Origin of the sequence: Synechococcus sp. CCY 0621 (assembly GCF_019038465.1) — a bacterium.
Classification (GTDB): Bacteria; Cyanobacteriota; Cyanobacteriia; order PCC-6307; family Cyanobiaceae; genus Cyanobium.
This window is the reverse complement of the sequence record NZ_JAFKRH010000042.1, coordinates 55,789-75,200: the sequence shown is the minus strand read 5'-3', so window position 1 is coordinate 75,200 and position 19,412 is coordinate 55,789. Positions and strand designations below refer to the sequence as shown.

Here is a 19,412-nt window from a genome sequence, read left to right as displayed (position 1 = left end):
CAGGGGTTCTGGAGAAGGTTTTTGGCAACTGCGCGAATTGATGTTTTAACCAGTGGATGGTCTGCCCGGGCAAAGCTTGTCAGCGCTGCTCCAGGTTCAGGCTTGGCCAAGGCCTGGCGAAGTCCTGTTGCGGCACGGTGACCCGTCGCTAGCGCATCACCATGCCGCCGTCCACCTGCAGCACCTGGCCGGTGATGTAGGCCGCCGCCGGATCGGCCGCCAGGAAACGCACCGCACCGGCGACCTCCTCCGGTTGGCCCATGCGGCCGAGGGGGATGGCCGCCAGGATCGGTTCCTTGTCGAGATCTTTGGTCATGTCGCTGTCGATGAAGCCGGGGGCCACCGCGTTCACCGTGAGGCCGCGGCTGGCGAACTCGGCGGCGGTGCTGCGGGTGAGGCCGATGACTCCGGCCTTGGCGGCGCTGTAGTTGGCCTGGCCCGGGTTGCCCATCAGGGCCACCACCGAGGTGATGTTGATGATCCGGCCGCTGCGGGCCTTGAGCATGCTGCGGCTGACGGCGCGGGTGCAGAGGAAGACGCCGGTCAGGTTGAGGTCGATCACGCTCTGCCAGTCGGCGGTCTTCATCCGCATCAGCAGGCCGTCACGGGTGATGCCGGCGTTGTTGACCAGCACATCCAGACGCCCTTCCTTCTCCAGCACCGCCTTCACCATCGCCTCCACGGCCTGCTCGTCGGCTACATCCGCCTGGTGGCTCCAGGCCTGGCCGCCGTCCGCCTTGATCGTGGCCACCACCTCCTCGGCGGCTTCGGGCGAGCGGGCGTAGTTCACCACCACCGTGGCTCCCGCCAGCGCCAGGGACTCGGCGATGGCCCGGCCGATCCCCCGGCTGGCACCGGTCACCAGGGCGACCTGACCGGAGAGGGGAGCGGCGCTGGACATGGCGGCGGAGGCAGGGTGAGGCGATCGTATGCCTGTCGCCTCACTCGGCCATCTGGTCGGAACTCTCCAGGGCTGGGCCAAGCACCTCGGCGAAGCGCTGCAGCTGTTCCTTGCTGCCCATCACCACCAGCAGCTGGCCGGCCTCCAGCCGGATGTCGCCGCCGGGGTTGGTGACCAGGGTGGCCTCCGGCGTGCCGTAGGTGGTGCCCCGGTAGGAGTAGGGATTGACCACCGCCGGTGCCGGGGTGCGGATGGCCAGCACCTGGGCGCCGCTGCGGCGGCCGAACTGGATCTCCGCCAGACTGCGGCCCAGCAGCTCCCCCAGCCTGGAGCTGTCGTCGCTGAGCTGGAATTCCTCCACTTCGCAATCGGAGCCAGCCAGCAGCTCCATGAAGTCAACGGCCAGCGGCCTCAGGGCGGTGGCGGCCATCACCCGGCCCCCTGCCACGTAGGGGCTCACCACCTGGTCGGCTCCGGCGAGGCGCAGCTTGCGTCCCGCTTCGGCGCTGTCGGAGCGGGCGATCAGGCGGCAGCGGGGGGCCAGTCCCCGGGCGCTCAGCACCACATAGAGGTTGGCCGCGTTGCTCGGCAGGGCCGCCACCAGGCTGCGGCAGTGGTGGATGCCCGCCTCGAGCAGGGTTTCATCGAGGGTGGCGTCGGCGAACAGAACCGGCAGCCCCCGCTCCTCCGCCTCATCGCGGCAGCCCGCGTCCATCTCCACCACCAGCAGGGGGACCTTCTCCCGGATCAGCTGGTCGGCGATCTCCTGGCCGATGCGGCCGTAGCCGCAGAGAATCACGTGGTTGTTCATGCTTTGGACCCAGGTGCGGAATCGGCGCTCCCGCAGGCGCCGGAAATAGCCGGTTTCGGAGAGGCCCACCAGGTTCTGGATGGTGAGCTGGACCACCACGAGGCCTCCAGCGAGGGAGAACACGGTGATGATTCGTCCGGCGCTGGAAAGGGGATGAACCTCGCCATAGCCGATCGTGGCGATGGTGATGGCCACCATCCAGTAGCAATCGCCCCAGTCCCAGCCTTCGGTGATCCGATAGCCGATGGCGCTGGCGTTGACCACCACGATCAGGGCGATCAGGGGGGTGACCCAGGGACGGCGTGCCCGGGCTGTGGGGGGACGCTTCCTGCGGGCGAACCACAGGCGACTCATGGGCGCCGCTCAGCCAAGGCCAAGGGCCTTGAGCACGTCGCTGGAGGGGAGGTCACGCAGGTGGCCGGGGGAACCCAGCCCTTGTACTCCGCTGCGGGCCGGCAGGCTGTCACAGCTGCGACCCAGGGCCACCACCGGGGTGCCGCTGAGCAGGGCCAGCTCGATGGTCACCGCATCGCTGGCCAGCACCACGTCGCTGGCGGCCACCAGGGCGGCCCGGTCGGGCAGGTGGGCCGAAGCGGCCGGCGGCACCTGCAGGGAGCGCAGGCCAGGGAGGGTGGCGGTGATGCGTCCGGGCAGCTCCTGCCAGGCCGCAGGCGGCCAGTCGTCCGGGCTGGCGGAGGGGGCCAGGAGCAGCATCGGCCCGTCGCCGGCGGGCAGCGTGGCGACCGCTTCATCGAGGGCGGCCTTCGGCAGGCTGAGGCGGAAGGCGGCGGCATCGAGACTCACCCCGATCGGCCGCAGGTAGGCCTCCAGGGCCTGGGCGGGCCAGAGACCCTGGGGCACCTGCACGGTCTCGGTGGCGGAGAAGCCCCCGGCGGCCATGCGGTTGGGGATGTGGCTCATCGAGAGCATCAGATCCACCTGGCGGCCGCTGGCCAGGTTGATGCAGGCCTGAAAATCGGGCTCCCGCACGCATCCGAGCAGGTTGGCCCAGTCTGCCAGGGTGGCGTCGCCGAAGTTGAAGGGGATGACCTTCTCCACGGCCGGCAACAGTTTCCAGAGCGCCATCAGCGACGGATGGCAGGCCACCTGAATCTGGAACTGGAGTTGCTCGGCGGTGGCCGCCACGGCGGGAAGGGCCTGCAACTGGTTGGCGCCATCGCCCGGGATCAGAAACAGTGCGCGCATCGGGCGTTGGGTCGGGCGGGCCTGGCGGCCTGATTGTATGGAGGGGATTCCAGTGTTCCGCCCGGGCGGCCCATCGCTTGTGCATTTGCTGATCGCCGCCGCCGGCAGCGGGCGCCGCATGGGCGCCGCCACCAACAAGCTGCTGCTGCCCCTGGCCGGCCGCCCCGTCCTGGCCTGGACCCTCGATGCCGCCCTGGCCTGCGGCGCGATCCGCTGGATCGGGGTGATGGGCCGGCCCGAGGACGAAGCGGCGATCGCAGCGATCCTGGCCGCGGCCGCGCCGGGCCGCTCCCTGGCTGAACCGGTGGCCTGGATCGTCGGCGGGGACACCCGCCAGGACTCGGTGCGCCGTGGCCTGGAGGCCCTGCCGGCCGATGCCGAGGCGGTGCTGATCCATGACGGCGCCCGCTGTCTGGCGGAACCGGAGCTGCTGGAGCGCTGCGCCACGGCCCTGACAGAGGCCATGGGCGAAGGGGCCGGCATCATCGCCGCCACCCCCGTCACCGACACCATCAAGCAGGTGGATGGCCGGGGCCTGATCACCGCCACCCCCGAACGCAGCGGCCTCTGGGCGGCCCAGACGCCCCAGGGGTTCGGGGTGGCCCAGTTGCGCCAGGCCCATGGGCGGGCCGAACGTGAGGGCTGGAGCGTCACCGACGATGCGGCCCTCTACGAGCGGCTGGGGCTGCCGGTGCGGGTGCTGGAGGCGCCGCCGTCCAACATCAAGCTCACCACCCGCTTCGATCTCACGATCGCCAGCGCGGTGCTGGCGTCCCGCGGCACCTGAGACCAGCCATGGACGCCGCTGCCCAGCTCGAGACGATCGCCTGCCGCTGGCAGGGGTCGTTCCACAACCGGCGCCAGGTGGCCGCCACGGTGGCCAGGGGCGGTCCGGAGGCGCCCGAGCTCACCCGCGAGCTGCGCACCATGGAGGTGGAGCGGCTGCAGGCCCCCCAACTCGGCGCGCTGGTGCTCTACTTGCAGGAGTTCCGCGCCAGCGCCCCGCAGCTGGCCCACCGCCAGCGGGTGGTGGTGCTCGGGCTGGATCCGCAGCGCGGCAGCGTCCGGGCCGAGCAGCTGTTCTTCCGGGGCGGGCCCACCTACGACCGCCCGGTGCTGGCGGCAGCCCAGGTCCAGACCCTGGGACCGGAGGCCTTCGACCGCCATCCGGGTTGCGACCTGTTCTTCGAGGCGGAGCCGGCCTTCGACCGCTTCCGCGCCCGCATGGATCCCGGGGCCTGCCGCTACCGCCATCCTGAGGACGGCGAGGTCTGCGCCGAGTTCGAAATGCTCCTCCATCCCGACCAGCTCTGGTACCGGGACCGCAGCCTGCGGTTGGCCGATGGCTCGGTGCGGGGCGAGGTCGACGGCTTCAGCTGGCTGCTGTTCGATCGGGTGGAGGGTCCCATCGGGGACGATCTGCCCGCCCTGGTGGAGCAACAGGGCGTCTGGCGGGGCCGCTTCCGGCGTTACGACGCCGCGGGAGGGCTGCTCGAGAGCTTCCCAAGCACGATCACCATCCGGGTGTTCCAGGAGGGAGGCCGCTGGCGTTACCACCAGAGCAACCTCCATGGTCCGGAGGACGCCCCGCTGCGCCGCTTCGAGGCCCATGGCGAGATCCATTCCGGCCGGGTGTGGTTCGCCAGCGACCGCTACCAGGGCTGGGCGATGGACCTGCCGGGCGAGCAGCCGGCCGCCGGCAGCCTGCTGGTGATGCACGCCCGGGATTCAGGTGATCCCGACATCCACGAGATCATCAGCTGCAGCCCCGACGGCCGCCGCCGCTGGCGGTTGAGCCAGCTGCTGAAGGATGGTCAGCTGGTGGGTCGCACCATCATCGACGAGGAGAAGCTCACCGGCACTTGACGGACCCAGGCCCGGCAGCGACAACGCTCAGCCGGCCATGGTCGCCGTCGAGCCGGGCGCGCACCCCCAGGGGCAGGGCGGCATTGACATGGCCGTGGCCCACCGGCAGGCCGGCCAGCACCGGGATGCCCAGATCGGCGGTCCGCTCCCGCAGCACCTGCTCCAGGCTGAACCGGGGCGAGTCGCCGTCGGCCTCCCCGGGGTCGTCGCAGCCCTCGAAGCTGCCGAAGCCGATGCCCCCCAGCCGTTGCAGGGCACCGCAGAGGCGCCAGTGGGTGAGCATCCGCTCGAGGCGGTAGGGCGCTTCCCCCACGTCTTCGAGAACCAGGATCGCCCCGTCCAGATCCGGCAGGTGCGGCGTGCCCAGCAGGTGGGTCGCCACCGTGAGGTTGGCGGCCAGCAGCGGGCCCTCGGCCTGGCCGCCAACCCAGCTCTCCCCGTCCAGGTCGCCCAGCGGCTCACCGAACAGCAGGGCCCGCAGCCGCTCCTGGCTCCAGGCCGGTTCGGCCGCCAGGGTGGTGAGCAGGGGGCCATGGATGGCGCCCCCGCGGCCCATTGCCAGCCGGTGCCACAGCAGGGAGGTCACATCGGAGAACCCCAGCAGCCAGCCACCTGCCGTCTCCAGCGGGCGCTCCAGCAGCCGGGCCGACCCCCAGCCCCCCCGCACGCAGGCCAGCAGGGCCGGTGCGCTCTCCGGGTCGCCGCTGGGCCGCAGATCGCCGGCCCGCTCGGCGTCCCGGCCCGCCAGGTAGCCCCAGCGGCGCGCCGGCAGCCGGGTGGGATCGTCATCCAGCTCCAGGCCCCAGCTGGTCAGCACCGCCAGGCCCGCCTGCAGCCGCTCGAGATCACCCAGGGCGGAGCTGGCGGCCACCAGTCGTACCCGGTCGCCCGCCTGCAGGGCAGGGGGTTGGAGGTGCGGCAGTCCGGCGTTCATGGCGGATCAGGTGCTGGTGGAGAGGATCACGGCCAGCAGCAGCAGACCCCCGAGCCACACCTGGGCGGCGAAGTGCCGGCCGTAGGCGCTGCGGGGCAGGTCGGGGCGACGCAGCCGGGCCGCCTGCTGCTGCATCGCCAGGCTGGCGACGGCCCAGGGCAGCCAGAACGGCAGCCCGGCCCGGCCCTGCAGCAGCACGGCCAGAGCCAGGGCCGCGCAGGTGAGCCCGTAGCAGAGGGCCACCGCCAGGGGCGCCTGGGCCCCCAGGCTCAGGGCACTGCTGCGCACCCCGAGGCGCCGATCGTCGTCCCGGTCGCTCATGGCGTAGACGGTGTCGAAGCCGAAGGTCCAGCTCACCGCCGCCAGCCAGGTGAGCAGCAGGGGCCAGCCCCCCAGGGCACCTCGCAGGCCCCCCTGGGCGGCCGCCCAGGGAATCAGCACGGCGAAACCCCAGCACAGGGCCAGCACCAGCTGGGGATAGGCGAACCAGCGCTTGGCGGAGGGATAGAGCAGCACCAGGGGCAACGTGGCCAGGGCCAGCCCCACGCACAGCACCCGGCTGGCGGCGGGCAGGGCCAGCAGGGCCGCCAGGGCCAGCACCAGGCAGAGGAGCAGCAGGACGGTCGCGGTGCCGACCCCGAGGCGGCCATCGGCCAGGGGCCGGTGGCGGGTGCGCTCCACCAGGGGATCGATGCGCCGGTCCCAGAGGTCGTTGGCCACGCAGCCGGCGCCGCTCACCGCCAGACCCCCAAGCACGATCCAGGCCACCAGCAGGGCCGGAGGTGGCACGGCGGGACCCAGCCACAGGGCCCAGCCGGCGGGAATCAGGAGGATCAGCCTGCCACTGGGCTTGTGCCAGCGCAGCAGCTCCAGCCAGGCCTGGACACGGCCTGGGGCCATCGGGACGTTCACCGCTCGTAACGGTTGGTTCCCGGCACCCTATCCAACTCCTGACGACGGCGTTCCTGCCCGCTGGCGATGGGGCGGCCGGTGGCAAAGTGGCGCCGCCGCTGCCCGGGCCGACCCCCATGCCCCCGATCCCCGACACCGCCGGTACCGCGGAACGGCGGGTGGCGGCCATCGACATCGGCACCAATTCCATTCACCTGCTGGTCGCGGCGATCGACCCGGTCCTGCGCAGCTTCTCGGTGGTGCTGGCGGAGAAATCCACCACCCGGCTGGGGGAGAGGGATCCGGATTCCGGCGACCTCACGCCCGAGGCGATCGAGCGTGCCTTCCTGACCCTGCGCCATTGCCGCGATCTGGCCACCAGCCACGGGGTGGAGCAGATCGTCACCGCCGCCACCAGTGCCGTGCGGGAAGCTCCGAACGGCCGCTCGTTCCTGCAGGGACTCCAGGACCAGCTGGGGCTGGTGGTGGATCTGGTCAGCGGGCCGGAGGAGGCCCGACTCATCTACCTGGGGGTGCTTTCGGGTCTTTCCTTCGGCGACCAGCCCTATTACATCCTCGATATCGGCGGCGGTTCCACCGAGCTGGTGCTTGCCGATGGCCGCGATGCCCGCGCCCTCACCAGCACCCGCATCGGTGCGGTGCGGCTGCAGCGGGAGTTCTGCCGGGAGGACCCCCTGACGCCGGCCCGCCGCGGCTTTCTCGAGGCCTACATCCAGGGGGCGATGGATCCGGCCGTCGCCGAGGTGAAACGGGAATTGCGGCCGGGGGAGAAGCCCGTGCTGGTGGCCACCAGCGGCACCGCCATGGCGATGGCGGCCCTGGCCTCCGCCCAGGATCCCAACCCGCCCCTGAAGCTCGACGGCTACCGCCTCGGCCGGGCCCGCCTCGATGAGATCGTCGAGCGGCTGATGGCGATGACGCCGGAGCAGCGCCGCGCCCTCACCGCCATCAACGAGCGCCGGGCCGAGATCATCGTTCCCGGCGCCCTGATCCTCCAGACCACCATGGAGATCCTCCAGGTCCGGGAGCTGGTGGTCTGTGAGCGGGCCCTGCGGGAAGGTCTGATCGTCGACTGGATGCTGCGCAACGGCCTGCTCGTCGATCGCTTCAGCTTCCAGAGCACGATCCGTCGCCGCACGGTCCTGCATCTGGCCCGCACCTACGGGGTGGACACGGGCCGGGCCGACCGGGTGGCCAGCCATGCCCTCAGCCTCTACGACCAGACCCGGGGCCTGCTGCACGATGACGACGGCGAAGGCCGGGCCCTGCTGTGGGCAGCGGCCCAGCTCCATGCCTGTGGCAAGCACGTCAACATCGCCGCTTACCACAAGCACACCTGGTATCTGATCCGCCACGGGGAGCTGCTCGGTTACTCCGAGGCCGAGCACCTGATGGTGGCGGCGATCGCCCGCTACCACCGGCGCAGCCTGCCCAAGAAGCGCCACGAGTCGTGGCAGCTGATCGAGGCCGGGCAGCACCGCCACATCGTGTTCACGATGGCCCTGTTGCTGCGGCTGGCGGCCGCCCTTGACCGCAGACCCGCCCCCGGTATCGAGGCGATCAGCGTCTCGGCGGACGCCGAGCGGACCGCTCAGACCCGGGGCTTCACAATCAGCCTGCAGCCGCATGCGCCGCAGCCCGGTGACACCCCCCAGGATCTGAGCCTGGAGGAATGGAGTCTCCGCTCCTGCGCCGATCTGGTGCTGGAGGCCACGGGCCTGAGGCTCACGGTGCGGCAGGCGTCGCCATGAAGCTGCGCCACACCACCTGATCGATCCGTCCCAGGGAGCGGGGGGCCTGGCTGCCGGCCGTGGCCGTCACCAGGTCGGGCCGACCGGCCAGAACCCTGAGGCCCTGTCCCATGGGGAAACGCTTCTCGCCGGTGAAGGTGCCGCGGAACAGGGTCACCCCGGCCGCATTGCGGACCTCCAGCCAGCTGGGCTGGCTGCTCTGCAGCACCAGCACCTCCGCCGCCGGCCGGGACGGCGCCCCAGCGACCACGGCCTGGCCAGAAGCCTCACCCGGGCTGGTGGTTGCGGCCGGTGGTGATGGGGGTCGAGCTGTCTGCGGGGCAAAGACCTTGCCCTGCAGCGCGGCCACCGCAAGGCCGCCGCCGCCCAGCAGCAGCAGGGCCCCCCCCAGCCAGCCGAGGGAGCGGCCCTGGCGGGCGGGGGCGATGGAGGGGCGTCGCTGCAGGGGCGCGACGGGGGCCGGGTGGCCCTTGGCACGCATCAGGCGGCTCCCCTGCAGATCACTGATCTGCTGGCTTACGTCGATCCCCAGGGCGCCGGCCACCCGCTTCGCCTGGGCCACCACGAACACCGCTTCCGGCAGGTGGGTGTGGTCCCCGGCCTCAAGGGCCGTCAGCTGTTCGCTGCCCAGCCGTAGCCGGTCGGCCAGTTCCTCCAGACTGAGGCCCTGGTTGCGGCGGGCCTGGCCGAGCTTTTCGCCCAGTTGGACGAGCTGCGGGATCGGTGCGCTCCAGTCGTCTGCGGCCATGGTCGCGGCAGGAGATTCGAACAAGGGCAGGGACTCCTGAAGCGCTGCGTCGCCAGCAGTATGACGAGCGGTCCAGGGGACGACCAGCCATTCGCGTAGGAGGACGCTACAAGCCGAAAGGCTGGAAAGAAGACATGGGCGATACTGGATTCGAACCAGTGACCCCTTCCGTGTGAAGGAAGTGCGCTACCGCTGTGCTAATCGCCCATCGTTGCTGTCGGCACCTCGGCATCGCCTGAAAGAAGGTCTTTCCACGGCAGAGGTTTCGACCAGGCCCAACGGCCTGAACCCTCCTACACGGTCGCCGATCACACTGTCAAATCCCCTCAGCTGGCCCCGTCGCAGCCGGCGCTCACCTTTTTGAGTGCCGTTGGGTCGAACTCGATGCTGGCGGGACCGTTGAAAAGATCGGGCTTGAGCTGCCTGAGGGCCTGGGCGTCCCGGTCAAGACGTCCCTGGGCAGCCTCGATGCGCTCGGCGCGCTGCTGGCGCCACTGGAACCGCTGGGAGGCCACCTGCTGTTCCCAGGCCGCGAGGGCGGCCTCGTACCGGTCCCGGTCGAGCCGCTGGTCTTCGGGGCGATAGCGGGATTCCTTGCCGGCATCCAGGGGCTGGGGTGGAGCCACCGAGGGGCTGAACGGGCTGCTGCGCGCCGCGGCCAGTTCCTGCTCGGCCTGACGCAGCGACGCCATCAAGTTGGTGATCGTCCCCTGCCGCCTGCGGCAGGCCTCCAGGGCCGCCCGTCGGGCCGTGGCGGCCTTCTCGGCCGCCTTCTCGGCCGCCAGGGTGGCATCAGCGTTGGGCAGGCAGCGGACGTAGCTCAGGGCTGCCGCCAGGGGATGGCCAGCGTCGGCACCCAGCCTGCGGCAGCGCTCCCGGCCGGCCTCACTCACCCCCGTGAACTGACAGCCGCCTCCCACCAGGGTCACGCTCAGCAGCACCGGGAAGAGCCGCCGGTGTCGGCTACGACAGGGACTGGCCATCGCCCTCGGAACTCCGCTCAGACGAACAGTGCAACCATTGTTGCCATCTTGCCGCTGCCAGGAGGCCTGAGGCGGACGCCCCCCGTGGCGGTCCCTTCAGGCTAGTGATCAGGCCGGCAGCCGCACCCTCCGGAAGGTCAGGTTGAGCCGCGGGGAGGCCACCTTCAGGCGCCGCGGCAGCCCGTGCTGCCAGTGCCGCTGGGTGGGTGGGTCCATCAACAGCAGATCGCCATGGCCCAGTTCCACCGCCAGGGTTGGAGCCGTGTCCCGCTGGCGGGGACGGAAGCGCAGGGTGCGGCTGGCCCCCAGGCTGAGGGAGGCGATGGGAGCGTCCGGATCGAGCTCAGGCTCGTCATCGGCATGCCAGCCCATGGCATCTCGGCCGTCGCGGTAGTAGTTCAGCAGCAGGGAATTGAACTCCTGGGCCGCAGCCGCCCCGATGCGCCGGCGGATGGCGGCGGCCAGGGGTGTCCAGGGTTCGATGGTGTTCTCCAACCCGGAATAGCGATAGCCGCAGCCAGGATCCGCCATCCAGCAGGTGAGCCGCGGCATGGCGTGGCGGCGGCCATACACGCTGATGGACTCCTGTTTCCAGGGAACCTCCTGCTGCAGCCGCTCCAGCCAGGCATCGGCTTCCGCGGCTCCCACCCAGCCCCGCCAGTGGCGCAGGCAGGGCGTGGTCGCCGTCACTCGGCGCCGCCGCGGAACAGGTGGTTGTGGCTGGCGGAATAGAGCAAGGATCGGGCCTCATCGGCGGCCCGCAGGGCCGGACTCACCACGTAGAGGGTGGTGCGGATGAGGTTCCGCTCCCGGCTGACGCGGGCCATGGCGTCCAGGGGTACCACCGTTAGCCACTGGTCGGGCCAGCTGACCCGGTAACCGATCGCCACCGGTGTGTCCGCCGGGTAGTGCTGCAGCAGCTCGCTCTGCACCTCCTCCACGTGGCGGGCACTGAGGTAGAGGCACAGGGAGGCCTGCAGGGCGGCGAGCCGGGCCAGGGATTCGCGCTCCGGCACGCCGGTGCGGCCACCCGCCCGGCTGAGCACGATCGTCTGGACCCGGCCGGGAATGGTCAGTTCTGCCCCCAGGGCGGCGGCAGTGGCCTGGTAGGCGCTCAGGCCCGGCACCACCTCCACCGCCAGGCCGGCATCGGCCAGCCGGCAGATCTGCTCCTGCAGGGCGCCGTAGAGGCAGGGATCGCCGTCGTGGAGGCGCACCACCCGCCGTCCCGCCTTGGCCCGCTCGACCACCACGGCCATCACCTCCTCGAGGGTGAGGGTGCTGGTGCGGACGCTTTCGCAGTCCGGCGGCGCCAGGGCGGCGATCTGGGGGCTCACCAGGGAGTCGGTCCAGACCAGCACCTGGGCCGATTCGATGGCCCGCGCGGCCCGCAGGGTGAGCAGGTCCGGGGCGCCGGGGCCGGCTCCGACGATCTGAACGGTGGCTGTCATGCGGTCAGGCCGGAGGGGTCGGGGAGGGGACGTCGGAAGCGGTAGAGCCAGAGCAGCCCCGCTCCCCCCAAGGCGATCAGCAGCAGGCTCATCAGCTGGGCCATGCGCAGACCACCGGCGCAGAAGGGCGGCTGGGAGAACAGACAGAGGGGATCGAGCCGCAGCCCCTCGATCCAGAAGCGGCCGCTGCTGTAGGCCATCAGGTAAACGCAGCTGAGCGCTCCGGCGGGCAGCCGCAGACGGCCCTGGCTGCCCAGGCGGAACAGGACCAGCAGCAGGCCGCAGACCCCCAGATTCCAGAGGGATTCGTAGAGAAAGGTGGGGTGGAAGGAGGCCTGCTCCAGGAACTCAGAGGGCCGGTTGGCCATCGGAATGGTGAGGGCCCAGGGGAGATTGGTGGGCAGCCCGAAGGCCTCGGAGTTGAAGAAGTTGCCCCAGCGACCGATCGCCTGGCCCAGGGCCACGGCGGGAACGAGCACATCAAGCAACGGCCAGAAGGGCTGGCGGCGCCAGCGGCAGAAGAGCAGGGTGACCACAGTTCCCCCGATCAGGGCGCCGTGGATGGCGATGCCCCCACGCCAGATGGCCAAGGCATCGAGCCAGTTGGTGTGGAACTGGCGCCACTCCAGTGCCACGTAATAGGTCCGAGCGCCGACCAAGGCCCCCAGCACCATCAGGGGCAGGAGATCGGCGATCAGGCCGGGATCGATGCCCCTGCTGCGTCCAAGACGGGTGGCCAGCAGCAGCCCCAGCAGCACCGCCAGGGCGATCAGCAGGCCGTACCAGCGAACGGAGACGGGACCCAGCTGAAAGAGCAGGGGTCCCGGGGAGGTGAAGAGGCCGAGAAGGGCGCTCAGAAGCCCTCCGCCGCCTGGACCTTCTCGACTTGGCGCTTCTTGAGCACCAGCATGATCTGGGCCAGGGCCACGGCGGCGAAGAAGGCCAGCAGGCCGTAGATGCGCACCGGGTTCTGAAGCACCACTTCGGCATCGATCTGGCCGAAGCCGCCGACGTTGGGGTCGTTGGTGATGGGGGCACCGGCCTCCACCACATCGCCGACGGCCACGGTCAGGCTGGGTCCGGCGGGGACGGTTTCGGTGACGGCGCCGTTGGCCCCGGTGATCTCCACAACGGTGCTGCCGTCGTCACCGGTGGTGATGGCGCTGACGGTGCCAGCCGCGGGAGCGGTGTAGACGGTGTTGTTGGTCTTCTCACCCTGGGGGGTCACCTGGCCGCGTCCGCGGTTGGCACCCACATGCACCTGGTACTTGCCGAAGTGGATGGCGCTATCGGTGGCCGGATCGGGGGACAGGATCGGGAAGACGATCTCCTGGTGCTGGTCACCGGGGATCGGTCCCACCAGAAGGATGTTGGGCTGATCGTCGCTGTACTGGGTGAAGTAGACCCCAGCGGTTTCCTCCTTGAGCTCATCGCTGAGCCGGTCCTGGGGCGCCAGGGTGAAGCCGTCGGGGAGCATCACCACGGCGCCCACGTTGAGGCCGGCGGGGCTGCCGTTGCCGGACACCTGCTGCACCGAGGTGTCATACGGGATTTCGACCACCGCCTTGAAGACCGTGTCGGGGAAGACCGCCTGGGGCACTTCCACCCGGGTGGCCTTCTTGGCCAGATGGCAGTTGGCGCAGACGATCTTGCCGGTGGCTTCACGCGGGGAGGCGTAGTTCTGCTGGGCCCAGAAGGGATAGGCCCAGCTGGGGCTGGCCCCCAGGAGCAGCACGCCCACCGAAAGGCAGAGGGTGAGGAGGGTGCCGAACAGGGGGGAGAGGAAGCGGCGCATGGGGGTGGAGGTGGCGGGCGTCGGAGAGGGAAGCGGGGGAGGGAGATTCAGGCGCCGATCACGCCCACCAGGCCTTCTCGCCGGTGCGGAAGTCTGTTTCGGTCCACGGGCTGAGGAACACGTTGTCGTTCTCGACGCTGACGTGCGCCAGGGCCAGGGAGAGGGGCGCAGGGCCGCGCACCACCTTGCCGGTGGCGTCGTACTGGCTGCCGTGGCAGGGGCAGATGAACCGGTTGGCGCCGCTGTTCCAGGGCACCACACAGCCCAGGTGGGTGCAGATGGCGTTGATGCCGTAGTCGCCGATGGCCTCGCCACCCTCCACCAGCAGGTAGGTGGGGTCACCCTTGAGACCCTGCACCAGGCTGCGGTCACCTTCCTTATGGGTGGCCAGCCAGCCGGTGGCGGTGACGCTGTTGCCCAGCTCGTCCTTGGCGGTGACGCCGCCTCCGCTGCCGGCGGCTTTCGGCGGGATGAAGTAGTTCACCACGGGGTAGAGGGCACCCAGGGCCACCCCCGTGACGGAGCCGAAGGTCAGCAGGTTCATGAACTGCCGGCGGCCCATTCCAGGCACATCAGCACCACCGCCGTTCGAGGAGGCCGCAGGAATCTGGGTCATAGGGAACGGCGCGGTGTGACCGATTGACGTGGCGCCCATTATGAACCTTGCCCTTCCCGGCCCGGGTCCGAGTCGCACCCGCCGCAGGCCGGCTGCAACATGCTGTTGTGGAGTGCGCCTGCCGCCATGACCTCAGCTGAGCCGCTTCGCCGGGAGGAACTGCTGGAGTTGCTGCGAACGCGCTGGCAGGCCACCTACGACCTGCAGCTGGTTCAGCGTCGTGGTCGCCTGTATCTGCATGTGATGTGGGGCTACCTCGAGCAGCAGTCCTTCCCACTCACGCCCCAGGCCTTCGATGAGCACCTTGAGGAGCTGGTGGGCTCCCTCAACGGCCTCGGCGTTGCCGCCCAGGTGCGCCACTGGCTCCAGACCACCACGGACAAGCCCCGTCTGGGCAAGGCCCTGTCGTTGCCCCTCGAGCTGCCGGCGGGGCGCGCCAGCGAGTTCATGCTCTGAGCCGGAGCCTCAGGTGGAGGGCGACGGGGTGGGCCGCAGCCCCTCGGCCAGGGCCACCAGCGCCACCCCCAGCAGGTACAGGGCCGTGATCGCCCCGGTGAGCAGCAGCATCGTGATCGGATCGGTGGAGGGCGTCAGCACCGCACCAGCCAGGGCCGCCGCCAGCACCACCCAGCGCCAGGCGCCCAGCATGGTGCGCCAGTTGATCAGCCCCAGTGCGCCCAGCAGCAGCTGCAGCACCGGCAGCTGGAAGGCCAGGGCCGTGGCCACCATCAGCAGCAGCACAAAGTCGAGGTAGCGCTCGATTGACCAGATCGGCTCCACCACATCGGCGCCGTAGGACACCAGGAAGCGCAGGGCGGCCGGCACCAGGGCCCACCAGGCGAAGGCCAGACCGGCGGCGAAGAGCACCGTGGAGCCGGCGACGGCGGGGGCCACCAGCCGACGTTCCCGCCGGCTGAGCCCCGGCAGCACAAAGGCCAGGGTCTCGAAGAGCACGTAGGGCAGGGCCAGGGTGAGTCCTGCGTAGCCAGCCACCTTCAAGGACACAAACAGGAATTCGCCCGGGGCCAGCTGCAGGAAGCGGATACCTTCGGCCGGCACCTCCAGCAGCTTCACCAGCGGCCGCACCACCACCAGGCAGACGGCGGCACCGACCACCACCGCCAGCAGGCTGCGCAGGACGCGACGGCGGAGCTCCTCAAGGTGCTCCACCAGGCTCATCTGCACCTCGCCGGGGAAATTGTCCTCGGGGATGGAGTCGCTCATGGCTGTTCCGATCCCGGCAGCCTAGGGGGCTCCGCCAGCAGGCCAGCGGCCCGATCGGGTACCGCCCACAGCACCGTGCCGCCGCGGTGGCGCACCGTGCCGGGGCCGGCACCGGCGATGCGCTGCAGGTCGCTGGTCGGCACCATCACCACCGGCACCCGGCCGTTGGCCCGGCCCCGGCTGAAGTGGGCCGCCAGGTCGGCCGCCTCCCGCAGGTCCTCGTCGCTGGGGGTGCCCTCTGAGCCCTTCAGCACCACATGGCTGCCCGGGCACTCCTGGGCATGGAACCAGAGATCGCCGCGCCGGGCCTGCTGCAGGCTGATCCACTCGTTCTGGCGATGGTTGCGGCCCACCTGCAGGCGCAGGCCACCGCTGCTGCGCAGTTCCAGGGGAGCAGGGGCGCTGCCGGCCGGTCCCCGCCGCTGGCGCCGGGAGGGCCCGGGCCCCTGGCCGTCCCGACAGGGGAGCAGGGCGGGCAGGTCCTCCTCGACAGCGGTGAGCTGGGCCCCGTTCTCCGCCTGCTCCAGGAAGGTGAGGCTGGTGTCGATGGCGGCCAGCCGCTGCTGATGCAGCTCCAGCCGGGGGGTGATCGCGGCCACGGAGCGACGCAGCTTGCGGGCCGCTCGGTAGAGGCGCTGGGCCTCCTCGATCTGATCCCTGGAGGGCGCCGGCAGGCTCAGCAGGCCATCGGCCCGGCGCTGCATCGCCTCGCTGCCGGGCACCGCCGCCAGCAGGGCCTGCTGCTGGTCGGCGTTGCGGCGCTCCCGTGCCGCGGCGGTCTGGAGGCGCTGCCGCAGGCTTGCCCGCCGCTGTTCCAGCTCCCGATGGCCCAGCCGATCGTCGTAGTAGCCCGCCAGTCCCCGGTTGATCACCCAGGGGGTGGCCGCGGTCGCCGCTGCTCCGGGATCCCAGCAGCGGTAGTCGCTCGGGCCGCCCCAGCTCAGGGCGAACCGTTCCTGCTCCACCGTCTCCAGCCAGAGGCGCCACCGCTGCCAGAGCTGTTGCCACTGCGCGACTTGGAGCGTTTGCACCGGCAAGGGCAGCCAGGCGTCTGCCAACTGGCGGGCCAGGGCTGGGCCGACCCCCTGGTAGGCGCCCATCAGCGCCTGGCCGACCGTCTGGGGCAACAGGCTGAGGCGCCGTTGCCAGGAGGCGAAATCCTCCTGGAGCCGCGGAGGTTCGCCGGCCATGGGCGGCGGCGGCACGTAGGCATCGCCGGTGCCGATCGGCCGCAGGCGCGACCGGTCCTGGCGGACCTGGCGGGCCAGGGTGATCACCCGCCCGTCCTCATCCAGCAGGAACAGGTTGCTGTGGCGCCCCATCACCTCCAGCACCAGCTGCCTGGCGATCGGCTCTCCGGGTCTGGGGGCGAAGCCCAGGTCCACCACCCGCTCCCAGCCGTGCTGCTCCAGGCTCACCAGGGCCAGCCCCCGCAGGCCGTGTTGCAGTTGCTGGGCCAGGGTGCTGCCATCCCCCAGCCGCAGCGGCGGCTCGACGGCCAGCAGGCGTGGCGCCTCCGCCAGCCAGCTGAGTTCCAGCCACAGGGTTCCCTGCAGGCTGCGCAGGCCCAGCTGCAACCGATGGGCATCGGGCTGCTGGGCCTTCTCGAAGCGGCTGGGCAGCAGGCCGCGGCGCATCTCGACCAGCACGGCGCGCAGGCTGGTCACATCCATGGCCTGGATGGGCGGGGATGGGGCCATCGCCTCCAATGCGGTCCACCCCTACTGTGCGCCCCAGCGCCAGCGATCCATGCCTGCCCCCCCCGCCTCCGGTCGACTCACGGTGATCACCGGCCCGAGCGGGGTGGGCAAGGGCACCCTGGTGGCCAGGCTGCTGCAGCGCCATCCGGGTCTCTGGCTGTCGGTGTCAGCCACCACCCGGGCCCCCCGCGCCGGGGAGATCGATGGCCAGCACTATTTCTTCCTGACCCGGCCCGACTTCGAGCAAAGGGTGTCCACGGACGGCTTTCTGGAATGGGCCGCCTTCGCCGGACACCTGTACGGCACCCCCCGGGGGCCGGTGGAAGAGCATCTCGCCCAAGGCCAGCCGGTGCTGCTGGAGATCGAACTGGAGGGGGCCCGTCAGGTGCGGCGCACGTTTCCGGCGGCCTTCCAGCTGCTGATCAAGCCGCCCAGCTTTGAGGAACTGGAGCGCCGCATCCGGGGTAGGGGCACCGATGACGAGGAGGCGATCCAGAGGCGCCTTGCCCGGGCCCGGGAGGAACTGGAGGCGGAGGCCGAGTTCGATGCTGTGCTGGTCAACGGCAACCTTGATCTGGCCTTGCAGGAGCTGGAGTTGCTGCTGGGATGCCCCGACGCCGTCTGACACCCCAGCCAGGGAGAAGCAACCATGAAAAAGCGGCCCTTGGACGGGCCGCCGGGGAACGTTGATCAGCCCTGCTGCACGCTTCAGAGGGGATGGATGATCAGATCGGGGAAGAAGCGGAAGACCTCGATGGTGATGCCTGCGGTCAGGGTGAACCAGACGGCGGCCACGACGGGTGCGGTGGTGAGGAATTTTTTCATGGCTCTTGGAATCAACGGGGGGAAACGGTCACTTTGGAGTCGGATTCCACCATGGCTCCGCTGGTGAACTCCTTGAGGGCCGCCAGGGGCCAGACAGCGGCGGCCAGGGTGGTTTTGAACGCCAGGGGCAGATCGATCTGGATCTCACGCATGGTGGCGTCTTTGCTGCCGCGGATGGCGATCAGGTAGCCACGGCCGGCCCAGCCGATCGTGCCGGCGATGTAGAGAAAGAGGAGGCCCGGGATGGTGAAGTCACCGGCGTGGCTCCAGCGGCCGTCAGTGATCAGGTGGGGCAGGCCATCGGTGCCGCAGAGGGACTGGCCGTAATACGCGAACCGGGCCTTGGCCTGGTCCGTGCTGGCTGCGGCGGCGCGCTGCTGGAACCGGGGAGTCTCGCTGCAGGGGGTGAGTCCGCCGATGTCGGCCCGGGCCGAGGGGGCGAAGCCGAAGAGCAGGAACACGGACGCCGCAAGGGCGAAGGCCCTGATGGCGAAGGAACGACTGGAGAGAAGACGGCGCATGGAGAGGGGCCGCGGTGGAACTGCCGCGGGGCAGGATGGCTCGTGCGGACAGTAGGGGAGCTCTCCAGGGAGCATGAGCACGGTTCTGGCCCTCGAAACAAGTTGTGACGAGTCGGCGGCGGCGATCGTGTCCGGACGGCGGGTGCTGGCGGGGGCCGTGGCCTCCCAGATGGAGGAGCACGCCCGCTGGGGCGGGGTGGTGCCGGAGATCGCCTCCCGTCGCCATGTGGAGGCGCTGCCGGCCCTGATCGCCCAGGTGCTGGAGCAGAGCGGTCTGGCCATGGCCGACCTCGATGCCATCGCCGCCACGGTCGCCCCGGGCCTGGCGGGGGCCCTGCTGGTGGGGTCGGTGACGGCGCGCACCCTGGCGCGGCTGCATGACAAGCCGTTCCTGGGGGTGCATCACCTGGAGGGCCACCTCTGCTCGGTGCATCTGGGTGAGCCGCTGCCGGAGGGGCCTTACCTGGTGCTGCTGGTGAGTGGTGGCCACACCGAGCTGGTGAGGGTCGAGGCTCCGGGGAGCTACGTCCGCCTGGGGCGCAGCCGTGACGATGCCGCCGGGGAATGCTTCGACAAGGTGGCCCGCCTGCTTGGGCTGGGCTACCCGGGTGGGCCGGCGATCGAGGCGGCGGCGATGAACGGCGATCCGGGCCGCTTCCGCTTTCCTAAGGGGAGGGTCTCCCTGCCCCAGGGGGGCTTCCATCCCTACGACTTCAGTTTCAGCGGCCTCAAGACGGCCGTGTTGCGCCAGGTGCAGACCCTCAGCCAAGAGGGGGGCAGCCTGCCGGTGGCCGACCTGGCAGCAAGCTTCGAGCAGGTGGTGGCCGAGGTGCTGGTGGAGCGCAGCTGCCGTTGCGCCGTCGAAGCGGGCCTCCAGACCATCGTGCTGGTGGGGGGGGTGGCCGCCAACCGGCGCCTGCGCCGCCTGATGGCGGAGGCCACCGCCGCCCGCGGTCTCTCCTGGCGTGTCGCGCCGTTGGCCTACTGCACCGATAACGCCGCCATGGTGGGCCTGGCGGCGATCGAGCGCTTCGACGCCGGCGAGCGCAGCGGGATCGCCCTGGGGGTGGCGGCCCGGCTCCCCCTGGAGCAGGCCGGCACCCTCTATGCGCCACAACCTCCCTTTTGATGCCCTTAATGTGGGTGGATCGCTTGATGGTCCGGCCCC

22 protein-coding genes and 1 tRNA gene are annotated in these 19,412 nt (G+C 70.7%); 6 read left to right on the top strand and 17 right to left on the bottom strand.

The features are described 5' to 3' along the window. Window positions 1-148 precede the first annotated feature (148 nt). From fabG to KUG43_RS14370, 3 genes are read right to left on the bottom strand one after another with little or no spacing between them, the layout of a single operon-like run. Complete coding sequence (gene fabG, locus KUG43_RS14380; protein WP_216910156.1) at window positions 149-901, bottom strand: 3-oxoacyl-[acyl-carrier-protein] reductase; 753 nt, start codon at window positions 899-901, stop codon at window positions 149-151. Window positions 902-941: 40 nt separating this feature from the next. Further along, a complete protein-coding gene (locus tag KUG43_RS14375) occupies window positions 942-2,066 on the bottom strand; it encodes a potassium channel family protein (RefSeq protein ID WP_216910154.1) in 1,125 nt (374 codons plus the stop codon). Between the two features lie 9 nt (window positions 2,067-2,075). After that, window positions 2,076-2,918 carry a glycosyltransferase family 9 protein gene (locus KUG43_RS14370; protein WP_216910152.1) on the bottom strand — a complete coding sequence of 281 codons (843 nt, stop codon included), beginning with the start codon at window positions 2,916-2,918 and terminating at the stop codon, window positions 2,076-2,078. A gap of 37 nt (window positions 2,919-2,955) precedes the next feature. On the opposite strand from KUG43_RS14370, the gene ispD reads away from it, so the two are divergent. Continuing rightward, window positions 2,956-3,705, top strand: coding sequence for a 2-C-methyl-D-erythritol 4-phosphate cytidylyltransferase (gene ispD, locus KUG43_RS14365; RefSeq protein ID WP_286194817.1), 750 nt, complete (start codon window positions 2,956-2,958; stop codon window positions 3,703-3,705). Between the two features lie 8 nt (window positions 3,706-3,713). Beyond that, a complete protein-coding gene (locus tag KUG43_RS14360; protein WP_216910150.1) occupies window positions 3,714-4,784 on the top strand; it encodes a CpcT/CpeT family chromophore lyase in 1,071 nt (356 codons plus the stop codon). Here the strand turns inward: KUG43_RS14360 and KUG43_RS14355 are convergent. After that, window positions 4,771-5,718: a S66 peptidase family protein gene (locus tag KUG43_RS14355; RefSeq protein ID WP_216910148.1), complete on the bottom strand. Its 948-nt coding sequence runs from the start codon at window positions 5,716-5,718 to the stop codon at window positions 4,771-4,773. The two genes, KUG43_RS14360 and KUG43_RS14355, sit on opposite strands and share 14 nt — an antisense overlap. Window positions 5,719-5,724: 6 nt before the next feature. Continuing rightward, window positions 5,725-6,618 (bottom strand): 4-hydroxybenzoate polyprenyltransferase, encoded by an 894-nt coding sequence (locus tag KUG43_RS14350; RefSeq protein WP_216910146.1) that lies wholly within the window; start codon window positions 6,616-6,618, stop codon window positions 5,725-5,727. A 128-nt stretch (window positions 6,619-6,746) separates the two neighbouring features. Here KUG43_RS14350 and KUG43_RS14345 point away from each other — a divergent pair, with 128 nt between their 5' ends. Further along, complete coding sequence (locus KUG43_RS14345; protein ID WP_216910144.1) at window positions 6,747-8,381, top strand: Ppx/GppA phosphatase family protein; 1,635 nt, start codon at window positions 6,747-6,749, stop codon at window positions 8,379-8,381. On the opposite strand, the gene KUG43_RS14340 is transcribed toward KUG43_RS14345, so the two are convergent. From KUG43_RS14340 to petC, 8 genes are all read right to left on the bottom strand, one after another. After that, on the bottom strand, window positions 8,356-9,129 hold the full coding sequence (locus KUG43_RS14340; protein ID WP_216910142.1) for a helix-turn-helix domain-containing protein: 774 nt from the start codon (window positions 9,127-9,129) through the stop codon (window positions 8,356-8,358). The two genes, KUG43_RS14345 and KUG43_RS14340, sit on opposite strands and share 26 nt — an antisense overlap. A gap of 135 nt (window positions 9,130-9,264) precedes the next feature. Beyond that, a tRNA-Val gene (locus KUG43_RS14335) sits at window positions 9,265-9,336 on the bottom strand. A 119-nt stretch (window positions 9,337-9,455) separates the two neighbouring features. Beyond that, the gene (locus KUG43_RS14330) at window positions 9,456-10,070 is read right to left on the bottom strand and encodes a hypothetical protein (protein ID WP_216910140.1); all 615 of its coding nucleotides are present in this window, start codon (window positions 10,068-10,070) and stop codon (window positions 9,456-9,458) included. A 150-nt stretch (window positions 10,071-10,220) separates the two neighbouring features. Further along, complete coding sequence (locus KUG43_RS14325; RefSeq protein ID WP_216910138.1) at window positions 10,221-10,802, bottom strand: alpha-ketoglutarate-dependent dioxygenase AlkB family protein; 582 nt, start codon at window positions 10,800-10,802, stop codon at window positions 10,221-10,223. Beyond that, complete coding sequence (gene cobM / locus KUG43_RS14320) at window positions 10,799-11,563, bottom strand: precorrin-4 C(11)-methyltransferase (RefSeq protein WP_216910136.1); 765 nt, start codon at window positions 11,561-11,563, stop codon at window positions 10,799-10,801. Before cobM ends, KUG43_RS14325 begins: the two co-directional genes overlap by 4 nt. Next, window positions 11,560-12,381 (bottom strand): prolipoprotein diacylglyceryl transferase, encoded by an 822-nt coding sequence (gene lgt, locus KUG43_RS14315; protein WP_286194831.1) that lies wholly within the window; start codon window positions 12,379-12,381, stop codon window positions 11,560-11,562. Before lgt ends, cobM begins: the two co-directional genes overlap by 4 nt. Window positions 12,382-12,416: 35 nt before the next feature. Then, window positions 12,417-13,358, bottom strand: coding sequence for a cytochrome f (gene petA, locus KUG43_RS14310; RefSeq protein WP_216910134.1), 942 nt, complete (start codon window positions 13,356-13,358; stop codon window positions 12,417-12,419). Window positions 13,359-13,416: 58 nt separating this feature from the next. Further along, a complete protein-coding gene (gene petC, locus KUG43_RS14305) occupies window positions 13,417-13,974 on the bottom strand; it encodes a cytochrome b6-f complex iron-sulfur subunit (protein ID WP_216910132.1) in 558 nt (185 codons plus the stop codon). Between the two features lie 126 nt (window positions 13,975-14,100). Here petC and KUG43_RS14300 point away from each other — a divergent pair, with 126 nt between their 5' ends. Continuing rightward, window positions 14,101-14,430, top strand: coding sequence for a DUF3067 family protein (locus KUG43_RS14300; RefSeq protein WP_286194815.1), 330 nt, complete (start codon window positions 14,101-14,103; stop codon window positions 14,428-14,430). 9 nt (window positions 14,431-14,439) lie between these two features. On the opposite strand, the gene tatC is transcribed toward KUG43_RS14300, so the two are convergent. Beyond that, window positions 14,440-15,198: a twin-arginine translocase subunit TatC gene (tatC, locus tag KUG43_RS14295; RefSeq protein ID WP_216910127.1), complete on the bottom strand. Its 759-nt coding sequence runs from the start codon at window positions 15,196-15,198 to the stop codon at window positions 14,440-14,442. Further along, the gene (locus KUG43_RS14290; RefSeq protein WP_216910125.1) at window positions 15,195-16,898 is read right to left on the bottom strand and encodes an Rqc2 family fibronectin-binding protein; all 1,704 of its coding nucleotides are present in this window, start codon (window positions 16,896-16,898) and stop codon (window positions 15,195-15,197) included. The genes tatC and KUG43_RS14290 overlap by 4 nt, the downstream gene beginning before the upstream one ends. Before the next feature lie 49 nt (window positions 16,899-16,947). Between KUG43_RS14290 and gmk the strand changes: the two genes are divergently transcribed. After that, on the top strand, window positions 16,948-17,523 hold the full coding sequence (gene gmk / locus KUG43_RS14285) for a guanylate kinase (protein ID WP_216910123.1): 576 nt from the start codon (window positions 16,948-16,950) through the stop codon (window positions 17,521-17,523). An 83-nt stretch (window positions 17,524-17,606) separates the two neighbouring features. On the opposite strand, the gene psaJ is transcribed toward gmk, so the two are convergent. Beyond that, window positions 17,607-17,723: a photosystem I reaction center subunit IX gene (gene psaJ / locus KUG43_RS14280; protein WP_015110760.1), complete on the bottom strand. Its 117-nt coding sequence runs from the start codon at window positions 17,721-17,723 to the stop codon at window positions 17,607-17,609. A gap of 11 nt (window positions 17,724-17,734) precedes the next feature. After that, complete coding sequence (locus KUG43_RS14275) at window positions 17,735-18,244, bottom strand: Photosystem I reaction center subunit III (RefSeq protein WP_286194814.1); 510 nt, start codon at window positions 18,242-18,244, stop codon at window positions 17,735-17,737. A gap of 73 nt (window positions 18,245-18,317) precedes the next feature. Between KUG43_RS14275 and tsaD the strand changes: the two genes are divergently transcribed. Beyond that, window positions 18,318-19,373: a tRNA (adenosine(37)-N6)-threonylcarbamoyltransferase complex transferase subunit TsaD gene (gene tsaD / locus KUG43_RS14270; protein ID WP_216910121.1), complete on the top strand. Its 1,056-nt coding sequence runs from the start codon at window positions 18,318-18,320 to the stop codon at window positions 19,371-19,373. Window positions 19,374-19,412: the final 39 nt, after the last annotated feature.

What these genes read in the sequence shown, in the direction of transcription:
- KUG43_RS14370 (WP_216910152.1), bottom strand. Translation starts at nt 2,918, where the DNA reads ATGCGCGCACTGTTTCTGATCCCGGGCGATGGCGCCAACCAGTTGCAG.
- KUG43_RS14290 (WP_216910125.1), bottom strand. Translation starts at nt 16,898, where the DNA reads ATGGCCCCATCCCCGCCCATCCAGGCCATGGATGTGACCAGCCTGCGC.
- ispD (WP_286194817.1), top strand. Translation starts at nt 2,956, where the DNA reads ATGGAGGGGATTCCAGTGTTCCGCCCGGGCGGCCCATCGCTTGTGCAT.
- fabG (WP_216910156.1), bottom strand. Translation starts at nt 901, where the DNA reads ATGTCCAGCGCCGCTCCCCTCTCCGGTCAGGTCGCCCTGGTGACCGGT.
- KUG43_RS14355 (WP_216910148.1), bottom strand. Translation starts at nt 5,718, where the DNA reads ATGAACGCCGGACTGCCGCACCTCCAACCCCCTGCCCTGCAGGCGGGC.
- KUG43_RS14275 (WP_286194814.1), bottom strand. Translation starts at nt 18,244, where the DNA reads ATGCGCCGTCTTCTCTCCAGTCGTTCCTTCGCCATCAGGGCCTTCGCC.
- KUG43_RS14300 (WP_286194815.1), top strand. Translation starts at nt 14,101, where the DNA reads ATGACCTCAGCTGAGCCGCTTCGCCGGGAGGAACTGCTGGAGTTGCTG.
- KUG43_RS14375 (WP_216910154.1), bottom strand. Translation starts at nt 2,066, where the DNA reads ATGAGTCGCCTGTGGTTCGCCCGCAGGAAGCGTCCCCCCACAGCCCGG.
- petC (WP_216910132.1), bottom strand. Translation starts at nt 13,974, where the DNA reads ATGACCCAGATTCCTGCGGCCTCCTCGAACGGCGGTGGTGCTGATGTG.
- gmk (WP_216910123.1), top strand. Translation starts at nt 16,948, where the DNA reads ATGCCTGCCCCCCCCGCCTCCGGTCGACTCACGGTGATCACCGGCCCG.
- cobM (WP_216910136.1), bottom strand. Translation starts at nt 11,563, where the DNA reads ATGACAGCCACCGTTCAGATCGTCGGAGCCGGCCCCGGCGCCCCGGAC.
- tatC (WP_216910127.1), bottom strand. Translation starts at nt 15,198, where the DNA reads ATGAGCGACTCCATCCCCGAGGACAATTTCCCCGGCGAGGTGCAGATG.
- tsaD (WP_216910121.1), top strand. Translation starts at nt 18,318, where the DNA reads ATGAGCACGGTTCTGGCCCTCGAAACAAGTTGTGACGAGTCGGCGGCG.
- KUG43_RS14350 (WP_216910146.1), bottom strand. Translation starts at nt 6,618, where the DNA reads ATGGCCCCAGGCCGTGTCCAGGCCTGGCTGGAGCTGCTGCGCTGGCAC.
- KUG43_RS14345 (WP_216910144.1), top strand. Translation starts at nt 6,747, where the DNA reads ATGCCCCCGATCCCCGACACCGCCGGTACCGCGGAACGGCGGGTGGCG.
- psaJ (WP_015110760.1), bottom strand. Translation starts at nt 17,723, where the DNA reads ATGAAAAAATTCCTCACCACCGCACCCGTCGTGGCCGCCGTCTGGTTC.
- petA (WP_216910134.1), bottom strand. Translation starts at nt 13,358, where the DNA reads ATGCGCCGCTTCCTCTCCCCCCTGTTCGGCACCCTCCTCACCCTCTGC.
- KUG43_RS14360 (WP_216910150.1), top strand. Translation starts at nt 3,714, where the DNA reads ATGGACGCCGCTGCCCAGCTCGAGACGATCGCCTGCCGCTGGCAGGGG.
- KUG43_RS14340 (WP_216910142.1), bottom strand. Translation starts at nt 9,129, where the DNA reads ATGGCCGCAGACGACTGGAGCGCACCGATCCCGCAGCTCGTCCAACTG.